The sequence below is a fragment of the Ruegeria sp. AB11 genome (genome assembly GCF_056536325.1).
On sequence record NZ_JBQFJO010000002.1, the window covers coordinates 12,342 to 23,563 of the forward strand.

Consider the following 11,222-nt stretch of genomic DNA (forward strand, 5'->3'; position numbering starts at 1 on the left):
TGTTACCCATAGGCGCAGGGGAGGATGAATTTGGAGATATCTGAACAACGCATTAAGGCGATGACAACGGCTGGCCTGAACCTGATCGGGCAAGCGCTGTCGATCTATGACAGTCAGTTGCGCCTTGTAGTCAGCAATTTGAGATTTCAGGAAATGTTCGGATTGCCGGATGAACTTGTCGAACCGGGTGCATTGTTCCACGACACCATTCACTTTCTCGCCAGCCGTGGCGAGTACGGCCCGGACGGTGATGTCGCCGAAATGGTTGAGACCCGTGTCGCTCAGGCCTTGGCGTTCGAGCCACACTACATGGAGCGTACTCGACCCAATGGCCAAGTGATCTCGGTCGAAGGTGCGCCCTTGCCGAATGGTGGTTGGGTGGCTGTTTACACAGACATTACGCGCACCAAACAGGTCGAAGAATTGCTGCGAACCCGCTCAGAAGAACTGTCCGGCCAACTTTTAGGACACGCCGAAGAGCTTTCCGCAACCAACCGCAAACTTGCAGCAACTATTACCGCTTTGGAAGAAGCCAAGCGTCAACTGACCGAGATCGAGGCGCGCACGCGGATGACAACCGAGATGATGCCGGCTCATATCGCGCATCTGGATACTGATGGACGATACGACTACTCAAACCGCCGCCTCAGTTCGGTTATGCCCGGCCGCCCGTCTGACATTCTAGGCCTTCACATATCAAAGGCCTTGGGGCAATCGGCCTATGATCGGGTAAAACCGCATCTGGAACAGGCGTATGGCGGCCAACCTTCGGTTTTTGAGTTTACCGAGGATCAGGATTCGCGCCGCATTCGCGTGTCCTTCACGCCAGACAAAGCTGGTGGTGTTTATGTCATGTCGGTCGATATTACCGAAGAGACACAAGCTCGTGTCGCCCTTCAGCAAACGCGACGCAGAGCGATGGCGGCGCAAATGACAAGTGGGCTCGCGCACGATTTTTCGAATTTATTGACCATAATACTTGGCATGCAGGCGCGTCTGGAGAAGATGGATTTGCCTGAAGAAGCAGACCAACTGATCGCCGCCACGCAACAGACCGCACGGCGAGGCGGGCAATTGTTGAACCGCATCGCAGACATGACTGGCAATCGCACACCCCAACCACAGGCGACGGATATGCGCGGGCTACTCGAGGACTTGCGCATTCTGGCCACACCTTCCTTACCGCGCGGAATGGGACTGTCAGTCGTAAATACTCTGCCCAACAAGCCGTTGATGCTTGATCCAGGTATGGTGCAGGATGCTCTACTAAATCTCGTGCTGAATGCCCGAGACGCCTGTGGTACGTCCGGTCAAATTACCATCAGTGTGCATGCGATCGGAACCATTTGGATCGAAATTACGGTCTCGGACACGGGTTCAGGCTTTACTCCGGAAGCGCTGGAGCAAGCATTAAATCCGTTCTTTACCACCAAAGGCAGCGATGGATCGGGGCTGGGGCTTCCGATGGTTTATGACACCGTAAAGCTCGCCGGGGGCGATCTGAATTTACGGAACACGCCTTCTGGTGCATCGGTTGTAATTCGCCTGCCTTTCCGACCAGCGGCGCCCTCTCAGGCGGGTCTTGTACTTTTGGTTGAGGACAACGATGAATTACGCAGCCAATTTCGGGAAATTCTGATTGGATTGGGCTGTTCCGTCATCGAAGCGAGCTCGGTTGAAGAAGCACTTACTTTGACGTCCGATATTGAAGATATCACGCTGGTGCTATCAGACATCCGGCTTGAGGGTCAAGGCACCGGTATCGATATCGTCGACCATCTGAGTGGTGCTTTGCCTTGCATCCTGATGACATCCCTACCGATTTCCGATCCGTTGCATCATCAAGCGCTGAAACGCGCGCCTGTCCTGAGCAAACCTTTCACACCAGAGCAGCTTTCCGCTTTGATCCGTATCGAGGCCGCATAGATGACGCAACCATTGGTGACCATTCTTGATGATGAACCTGAAATACGGCACATTTTGACAGGCGCTCTCGAAGATGCGGGTTTTCGAACCCAAAGCTTTGCGCGCGCGCGTGAATTCGAAGCGTCGTTGAAGCGGGTCACGCCAGATGTCTGCCTTGTGGATTTGTCGCTCCCTGATACTGATGGACTGGCACTGGTACATCGCCTTGCGCTCGAGCAGGGGGCCGCTGTCATTATCATCTCTGGCCGGGCACAGGTGCAGGATCGAGTGACAGGGCTCGAACTTGGGGCGGACGACTACATAACCAAACCTTTCGACCCCGCAGAGGTCATTGCGCGTGTTCGCGCCCGCTTGCGGTCTACTGGTCCTGCTGTGCAAAACTCAGATGCCGCCGAATTCAACGGATGGACCGCGCATTTTGACCGATATGTTCTGATTGATGAAAATGGTGCGGAAACACCATTCAGCCACGCCGAAGGTGAGGTTCTGCGCCTCTTCCTCGAAAGTCCCAAACGCCTTATCAGTCGGGCCCGTATGCAAGAGATTTTAGGTGGTGGCGCTGGTGACAGCTTTGATAGGGCGATGGATGTACGTATCTCACGGTTGCGGACAAAATTGGGAGAGGACCCCAAAAATCCGCGCCTGATCAAAACTATCTACGGGGCAGGGTACATCTTTCTAGGCGACGTTGCTTACGATGAGCATCCCTTTCAAACAATTGTCAATTTACCGCCACGACGAATGAGCCAGCATTTCTTGAGACGAGCTCATTCGCGAAGGGCCCGGTCCTTGATCTTCAATACCGGTTGGATCAGGTAATCCAGCACCGTTTTTCGGCCCGCAAGGATATCAACTTCCGCGATCATTCCGGGTATGATCTCGACCGCCATACCAGATCCGTCTAGCATGGTGTCCAAGGTCTGAATTTCAACTGCGAAGACCTCTTCTTCACTCCGTTCAGTACGCGTTACTGCGTCAGCTCCAATGCGAATGATCTCACCGTCTAAACTGCCGTATCGAGAATAATCGTAGGCCGTAATCTTTATTTTAACCTGTTGTCCTGCATGCAAAAATGCGATGTCATCGGGGCGAATGTAAGCTTCCACCAACAATCCGTCGTCCAATGGGACGATTTCGATCAATTCTTCACCGCTGCGCGCCAGACCTCCGATTGTCGTACTGTGGATGCGATTTACGATGCCTCGAACCGGAGCACGAATCTGCGCGCGCGACACCCGGTCACGTAGCGAGGGCAGGGCAGGTTGCAACGCCGACAGCTCAGCCGTAACCAATGCCAAATCCGTAAGTGCAGTGCTGCGAAATCTGCTGCGCGTTGCGCTTACTTTTTCATCTATTTCGTTAAGACCGGCCTTAAGGCGGCTTATCACCGCCTCAGCCCTGGTCTTTCGGCCAGTCCATTCTGCCTCACTCCGACGCAATGCAAGCAATGTAGTTACAGGTTCCATGCGTTGCTCAACCAGAGGCTCCATCATTGCGCGCTCTTCAGCCAGAACATTCAATGTTTCCATTGTTGTAATCTGATCCACCAAACCCTCCTCGTACTCGCGCTGTCTTTGCTCGTGTTGTCTCGTCAGAATTGCAATCTCGGAGGCAAGTTCAGCTTGCCTCCCCCGATACAGCGCTGTTTCTGATCGTACGACGCTTTGAGCTTCGCTCAACAAGGGTTCGCCAAACTGCAGATCACTCCCGTCTATTTCCGCCTGCAGTCGCTGGGCACGCGCCATTAAAGCATATGCGCGTTGTTGTTCCTGAATTAACTCACGTTCAATCTGGTTACTGTCGAGTTCCATCAACAACGCTCCGGCTTCGACCAGCTGCCCTTCATATGCATGCAGAGATTGCAGAACCCCCGGCTCGGTGGCTTCAATAACCTGAATGTCTCCGGAGGGTACTATGCGGCCGTCGGCGCGTACAACATCGTCCAACTCTGTAAAATTTGCCCACGCAACCGCGGTGATGATGCATCCCACAATCAGGAACAGTAACACGGATCCCCGGAGCGGTGCCTGCCCCTGCATTTCGCGCGCGAGCTGTTTGAATTCAGGATGCCGCAACATTCAGATGCCTCCCGGGATTGCGAACATGTTGCGCAAGAACGCCCTTGGGTCCATCCATGCCGACCTTGCCATCCTCAATCACGATGACGCGGTCCACCAGTTCCAACAAACTTGTACGATGTGTCACGATCACCATCGTGGTGTGTTGCGTTGCAGATTTTAACCTTTTGATTGTCTCCGCCTCGGATTTGATATCCATGGCACTTGTCGGTTCATCCAACACCAACACCGGGGGGCGGCCGATGAGCGCCCGAGCCAGAGCAACTGATTGTCTCTGACCGCCTGACAGGCCTTCACCACGTTCGGCGATTTGTTGGTCGTAACCGCGCGGGTGCTTGGCGGTGAAATCCTCAACCCCCGCTACCTGGCCCGCGCGGATTACATCGCTATCGCGCGGACGTATCATACCGCTGGCAATATTGTCCCTGATTGAACCAGAGAACAGCCAAATATCTTGCAGGATCGAGCCAACGTTGTGACGCAATTCTCCGAGATCGATTTGGCGGATGTCCAGCCCATCGAGCATTACAGATCCCACGCGCGGCTGATATAAACCCAGCAGCAATCGCGCAATCGTACTCTTGCCCGATCCAATTTGGCCAAGGATCGCTACCTTTTCACCCGGTTCGATGGTGAAGGAAACACCCTTTAGCGTATCGTCTGTTTGCTCGGGGTAAGTAAAATGGACATTATTAAACGCGATGCGCCCGGAAATCTCGGGTCGGCTCACCCATGACCGGCCCTGCGGCCGTTCGTTATCTGCCTGCATAAGCTTATCGAGATTGCAAAAAGCACTACGCGCATGATTGATGCGCGTAAGTGTCTGAGCCAACTGGCCCAATGGCGCCAAAGCCCGTCCAGTCAGCATAACTGATGCTACAAGCGCTCCCATGCTGGTTTGGCCATCTGCAATAAGAAATACGCCGTAGAACACAATCAACACTTGCGCGGCTTGTTGAGTAAGCCCAGTCAGGTTCAGTGCGAATTGGGTAATGGCGCGACTACGCGCCCCATGCTCCGACTGGCGCGCGATTGCATTCTCCCAGCGTGTTCGCATTTTCCGACCTGCTGCTGTGGTCTTGATCGTCTCAAGACCAGTTGCTGTCTCGACCAGCACAGATTGTTTTGACTGTCCATCGGCAAAGCTGTTTTCCGCCAGCCGTGACAACATTGGTTGGACGGCCAACCCGCTCAGCAAAACAACCGGTACGGCAAGTGCTGGAACCAGCGCCAATGGCCCCCCGACGAGGTAGATGGTAAGGATAAAGACGGCGATGAACGGCAAGTCCACAACTGCAACCAAAGTGGCCGAAGTAAAGAACTCACGCAGGGTTTCGAATTCTCTTATCGTGCTGGCCATTTCACCGACTGAACCTGGCCGTGCGGTCATGCGGATATTCAGCATCTGGTCGAAGATGCGCCGCCCCATGAACTTGTCGGCTTGTTGTCCGGCGCGGTCAATGAAACCGGCGCGCAAGAGCTTAAGCGCAAAGTCGAATATCAAAGCCAAGCACACGCCAAAAGTCAGAGCTAAGAGAGACTCCGTTGCTTCGTTCGGCAACACCCGGTCGTAGACAATCATTATGAAAACTGAAGTCGTCAGCCCCAGAATATTCGCCATCGCAGCCGCCAACGCGACCTGAAAGTAGGACCAGCGATTCACCGCGAGCGCGGACCAGAACCAGTGCCCTTCGTGCCTCGCGTCAGAGGTTCCGACCTCGTCATCGTGCGACCGTCGAAAAAGTAAGGCATAGCCTGTATATGCTTCCTGAAAGTCTCCCTCAGAAATTTCTCCGACGCCATCGCCTAACGCTGGATCAAAGAGTAAGAGATCACCCGATTGCGAGCGGCCATGATATACGACGGCACGATCATCATTCAACAACAGGATCGCTGGCGCCAGTGTTGCGTCAAATGCGTTGATTTTTTGTGCTCCAAAACCAACCTGCATTCCGGCATTTTGCGCCAAGGTTATCGCGTCGCGAACGGTTAGATCATCCGCCTCACCCGACCGTGCGGCAGACAGTGTCGAAATTGTCAAAGTGCGTTCGAGCGTGGCTGCTACATTTAACAAGCAAGATTCTAGCGGTGTTAAAGAACCATGGGTAACTTTCATGTGAGCCTATCCCAATAGTTTAATTTGACGATCACCGGATCATTCGAATTTACGGATCGGCTCGCAGTTGTTACCCGCTTTTCACAATTTAGGTTTGGCGCTGTTTTCTGAGTAGAAAAAAGCACGGTCGCCAGAAACGGTAGATTTGATAGATAGTTAGCCCATCTCATTGATCGGCTCTGCGTTTGTGTGATCATGGGCTACATCATTGGCCATCGCGGTTAAGAACCCGTTTAGAGTGTCGCTCGAAGACGAATGATTGTATTCTGAGCCTCTCTGCGCTTGTGCTAGCCATGCACATTGCGACAACGAAATCTGATGAGCGTGGATAAGTTCAAATGCATCATTTTTTATCAGCGTCAGATTGAAAACATCCGGAACGCGATTTAGTTTTTTTCTATCGATGCCCCAACATGCTGGGGGCAGAGCGATCCCTTCAAAATCCTGAAGGGGAATGAAAAGCTCCATTTCTGCAAGCAATGTGCAAAGGCGGTGGGTTGTGATTGCTGCGGCTTCACGATGTTGCAAAAACTGCAACACGTCCTGGAGGTCCTGAGTCAGTTTATTTTGATCGGTAAAAAATGGATTATCTTGTGGATCGCGCGTCAACAATCCAGAGTTTTCATCTACGTACAGGCACAACTTTGCACCGCAGGAACGTCGGAATTTCTAGAAGGCCCTGCGTAAAACGGGTAGGAACGAAGCGCTGACGGTACATACGGCGCACGCCAATGCCCATTTGGATCGACAAAGGGTGACGCTATGCCAGCAGCGACTGAAAACAGCGCCGTCGGTATGAAATCATCCCCCTGCCGCTGGAACACAATGGGGAACGCAGACGCAATCCGAGATATTTCTGAAACGACGATCGGACATCCGGCCATTCCTTGGGCAAATCCGAAAGACGTGAAACGACGCCAGAAAAAGTTGCGATGACGCCCAACATGTACGGGGACAAGACCATTCTCTGTCATACAAACCTCTTGTAAGGATAAGGCGAGATCAGCTCAGGTAATCTCGCCAAATGCCTATCGGCGATTTACGCAGAAGTGCCGGTCGGGTCGGTCAACAGGACGTTGTCTGATGTCAACGCACTTAGGTCCGCAAGCCCTTCAAACTGCGCCAGTGTTTCTACCGACGCTGAACCTGGGCTTGAATAATCGACTTTGACAAGAAGGCTGTCAGAGCCATCTGTTGCAAGAAGATATATCTCGTCTCCGGCCTGAGCACCTGTCAGGTTCTCTGCAGCGCTGGCAATCGTGTTGACATCCAGATCAGCAAGTGAAGTTTCCAAACCAACGAAGCCGGTGTTTGAGCCGATTGTGCCTCCTGCCATAAGCAACTCAACTCCAGTACCGTCACCGCGCAGCGTACTTGCATCGAGATTATGAAATAGCAGCGCGTCTGATACGCTCGCTGCCGGACCGAGTGTAAAGTTGCGAACACTATCCGGCCATTCGCCGCCGGATCTGCATCAAACACAACAACGTCACGACCCGCGCCTGAGAGGTCAATCATATCGCTTCCATCGCCGCCATGGATGACATCGTCGACGTTTGACCCGATTAGATGATCAGCCCCAGCGGTGCCCAGATGAAGTTGCGACGGCCCGCCATCCGGTGTGGTCAACGTCAGCACTATCGGTTTGGTTGCATCCTGCACGGTCATCGTGAATGTAACAACTGGTTGCGACAAATCTCCATAGCTTGTCGCAGCTCCGGCGAAACTGATCGTTGAACCTCCGCTTGGGTTCGCAAGGAACAGGTTGAAATCCGCGTTCTCGATCTCGGACCCATTGTCATAAGTCGCAATCGAAGAATCAAAGCCCAGATCAGCTGTAAATGCCAGCCCGCTGGAAATATCGCGATCCGGGTCTGCGTAGATCTCAAATGTCACCGTCGATCCGCTTCGACCAACCTCAGAAATAGTATAAGCGGCTGGCACATGAGCGAAGGTTTCAACCGAAATTGGGGAGGGGTTCGGACCACCAGACACAGTTGCCTGTGCAGAAAAATCGAGAGAGTCTCCAGCATCGATCGAGGCGAAGGTTGCAGCGGACACTGCAAGGCTCCAACTTCCATCAGCGGCAACGGTTGCACTGCCGATGGAAACTGAATTTAGCGTGACATCAATCGCCTGACCTGGCGTTAAACCCGCAGAACCACCAGAGATCGTTAATCCAGTGTTTTGCACATCGGTTAATGAAACTGCTCCGTTCGTTCCGGGCGTATTGAGGCTCAGGATAGGACGGAAGTTTGTATCTAACGTTGCTGTTGCGTCAATTGCCGGATTCCCTGCTGCGTCCTGGACCGATGCTGTGATCTGAAAGCTGCTGCTATCTGCGAGCCCAAGCAAATCAGCAGAAGGGATAACCGTAGCCCAGGTAGCACCAGAAACCACCGAAGTATAATCCGCACCGTTCAGATTGACAGTAACCAACTGTCCATCTTCAGCGGAGGTGAAACCTGAAACGTTCAGATCAGATCCCTGTTCAATCACGTCCAGTATAGGACCCACAGTCAGAGGGTTCATCGTAATCGTAGGTGCATCAAGGTCCGTGCTGAAACTTGCCGAGGCGCTACTGTCATTCACAGCGGCATCGGAAACCAAAGCATTTACGGTGTATGATGCCCCATCTTGTAAACTGCTCAGGTCAGATGCGGCCGCGGTGTAAGTCCAGCCACCTCCACTGACAGGGGTGGAACCACTTAGCAAAACAGTGCCATCTGAAGCTACAATTTGAACAGTAACTTGTGTTCCATCACCGACGTTGGACGTTCCGGAAATTTCCAAATCAGTAACCTGCTCGGCGATGTTTATCACCGGACCATCGGATAGGGACGAAATCACCAATGCTGGAGGTGTGAAGTCAGTGTCGAAGCTGCCGGAAGCCTGCAATGACGGATTACCAGCCGAATCGGAGACATTTGCAGTCACGGATATCGTTGCGCCATCTGACAGCAGCGCCAAATCTGCGGTAGGTACGGTAGCAATCCAAGACCCTCCTCTAACAATACCCGTATAGGATTGTCCGTTGAGGGATACGGTCACCGTTTGGCCATCCTCAGCCGAAGTGGTTCCTGAGACGGTCAGGTCCGTATCACGCTCTGTCGCATTCATGACTGGGCCATGCGAGAAGCTGTCAATGTTCAATGTGGGCGCTGAAACATCTTTGGACAGGCCGACAACGTCCTGCGGAGCCGGTAGGCCGTCAGCGTCTGTAACATCGGCCGTCAGGTTGAAGCTTCCGCCATCAGCGAGTGCTATGAGATCTGCGCTTGAAATATTCACGCTCCAACTGCCGCCCGATACCAAATCTGTATAAGTTTGGCCGTTCAGAGTGACCGAAACTTGCTGACCGTCAGATACGTTTCCTGTTGTCCCATTTACGGTCAGATCAGAACCCACCTCAGCTGCGTTCAGGACAGAACCGACGGATAGGGGAGTAATTGCTATCGAAGGACCAGTGAGATCGACCGGTACAGAGACAACAATGGGTGTTGCAGAGTTACCCGCAGCATCGCTGATCGCAACAGAAATGGTGGCGGGCACCCCGGTGGCCAGCCCAGAAAGATCCGCATTCGGAATCGTCACCGACCAGCTGCCGCCCGAAGTGGTTCCGCCATAATCTTGGCCGTCGAAAGATACGGTAACGGCCTGACCGTTCTCGGCGGTGGTTGTCCCCGTCAGAACCAGATCGCCGCCAACATCCGCAAGATCGATGGATCCGCCGGCAACAGGGTTCAGAGTCAGAGTAGGAGCAGAGAAGTCTGTATCAAATGCATCATTTACCTGAACGGCGGGATTGCCTGCGCGGTCAGTTACATCTGCCGTTACTGCTATGTTAGCTCCGTCCGGTAAAGCCGCAAGATCAACGGCTGGTACCGAGACGCCCCAACTGCCCCCAGAAACTGTCCCTTGATAGGTCTGGCCACCGACTGTTACGGTGACAATTTGGCCATTTTCCGCATCTGTTGTGCCCGAGATTTCGAGAGCGCCATTCTGTTCTGCGCCATTCAAAACTTCGCCAGCTGAAAACGCTGTAATTGCCAATGTAGGCGGGACTGTATCGACGTCAAACTTTGCGGTATCCACCGATAGTTCCGTGCCCATTCCATCCAGATGACGAATTGTTACCGTTGAAACTCCCTGAGGGAGCGCAGCCGTTTCGGCTTGAGTCAGCGAAACGCTCCAGTTTCCATTGATATCTGGTGTGACAGCTTTGGTGACGGAACCAATGGTTACTTCTACCGAAGTTGTGCCCACGGGGGTCGCTGATTTGCTGCTGATATTATTAAGTTCATTTGTCTGCAATCCCTGCAGGTTAAGGCTGGGTGGGCGAGGAGGTTCTGTGGCGACCGTAGCTGGCTCGGGGTCTTCATCACTCCCGCCCCCTCCGCGACCACCTCTGCCAGCAGCGGCAGCTGCACCGGCGATACCCAGCCCACCTAATGCAAGCCCCGCGCCGCTCACCCCGCCTGCGGCGGCGGTCGCTCCGGCGGCTTCCGCTGCGAGACTGAATTGAGCAATTTCTGCGGCGACCCCGTCGGCAAGCATAATCGCGCCGTTTTCCAGAATTTGAACGTTCTCGGCGGTGACAACAATCGTTCGACCATCCGCCAAGCTTAGTTGGACATCACCATTTGCAAGCAATTTAATAGCCAGAACACCGGGGATCGAATTTGCAAATTGATAGGATTCGAGCTGTTCGACGGTCGCCTGTGCCAACACCGGCAATGCCAATAGTGTTGACCCAAGACCACCTGCAAATCCACGCTTGGCCAATAGCTTGAGCTTTTTGTCTATCCAGTTGCGAACATGGCGCTTGCGCTGCGCATTGGGCTGAGAGTCCGTGATCGAAATTTTGGTCGAGCCGGTATTGTTGGTCATGTTGCCCTCACATTTGATGGACGCGGTTTTTGCATGTTCCGCATTTCCCGGTTCAAACCCATTCATTCGTGGCGCGATCTGGCACCTTTGGGGGAGCAATCCGGAAAACTTGAATTAATCTGGAACCGAAGTCCCTATTTTCACCACATTTCTGCTCTGGTTCTGGTCTGCGCATCCTTCCATCCTGTTTCCACTGCCAGGGGTGGTAGGGG

Annotated in this window: 7 protein-coding genes and 1 pseudogene; 2 read left to right on the top strand and 6 right to left on the bottom strand. The window is 53.4% G+C overall.

From position 1 onward, the window contains the following. The first annotated feature begins 24 nt into the window (after window positions 1-24). On the top strand, window positions 25-1,926 hold the full coding sequence (locus ACR3EJ_RS19645) for a PAS-domain containing protein (protein WP_170544144.1): 1,902 nt from the start codon (window positions 25-27) through the stop codon (window positions 1,924-1,926). Next, window positions 1,927-2,622: pseudogene (locus tag ACR3EJ_RS19650) on the top strand (response regulator transcription factor); the annotation flags it as partial. 71 nt (window positions 2,623-2,693) lie between these two features. Here the strand turns inward: ACR3EJ_RS19650 and ACR3EJ_RS19655 are convergent. The 6 genes from ACR3EJ_RS19655 to ACR3EJ_RS19680 all read right to left on the bottom strand — a co-directional run bounded on the left by ACR3EJ_RS19655 (window position 2,694) and on the right by ACR3EJ_RS19680 (window position 11,010). After that, window positions 2,694-4,004: an HlyD family type I secretion periplasmic adaptor subunit gene (locus ACR3EJ_RS19655; protein ID WP_480423393.1), complete on the bottom strand. Its 1,311-nt coding sequence runs from the start codon at window positions 4,002-4,004 to the stop codon at window positions 2,694-2,696. Beyond that, entirely contained in the window at window positions 3,988-6,120 is a 2,133-nt protein-coding gene (locus tag ACR3EJ_RS19660) for a type I secretion system permease/ATPase (RefSeq protein WP_170544150.1), read from the bottom strand. The genes ACR3EJ_RS19655 and ACR3EJ_RS19660 overlap by 17 nt, the downstream gene beginning before the upstream one ends. 156 nt (window positions 6,121-6,276) lie before the next feature. Next, a complete protein-coding gene (locus tag ACR3EJ_RS19665) occupies window positions 6,277-6,732 on the bottom strand; it encodes a SapC family protein (RefSeq protein ID WP_480423396.1) in 456 nt (151 codons plus the stop codon). 14 nt (window positions 6,733-6,746) lie between these two features. Next, window positions 6,747-7,094, bottom strand: coding sequence for a SapC family protein (locus ACR3EJ_RS19670; RefSeq protein ID WP_480423398.1), 348 nt, complete (start codon window positions 7,092-7,094; stop codon window positions 6,747-6,749). A gap of 65 nt (window positions 7,095-7,159) precedes the next feature. Beyond that, the gene (locus tag ACR3EJ_RS19675) at window positions 7,160-7,414 is read right to left on the bottom strand and encodes a hypothetical protein (protein WP_480423400.1); all 255 of its coding nucleotides are present in this window, start codon (window positions 7,412-7,414) and stop codon (window positions 7,160-7,162) included. Continuing rightward, complete coding sequence (locus ACR3EJ_RS19680; protein ID WP_480423401.1) at window positions 7,354-11,010, bottom strand: Ig-like domain-containing protein; 3,657 nt, start codon at window positions 11,008-11,010, stop codon at window positions 7,354-7,356. The genes ACR3EJ_RS19675 and ACR3EJ_RS19680 overlap by 61 nt, the downstream gene beginning before the upstream one ends. Window positions 11,011-11,222: the final 212 nt, after the last annotated feature.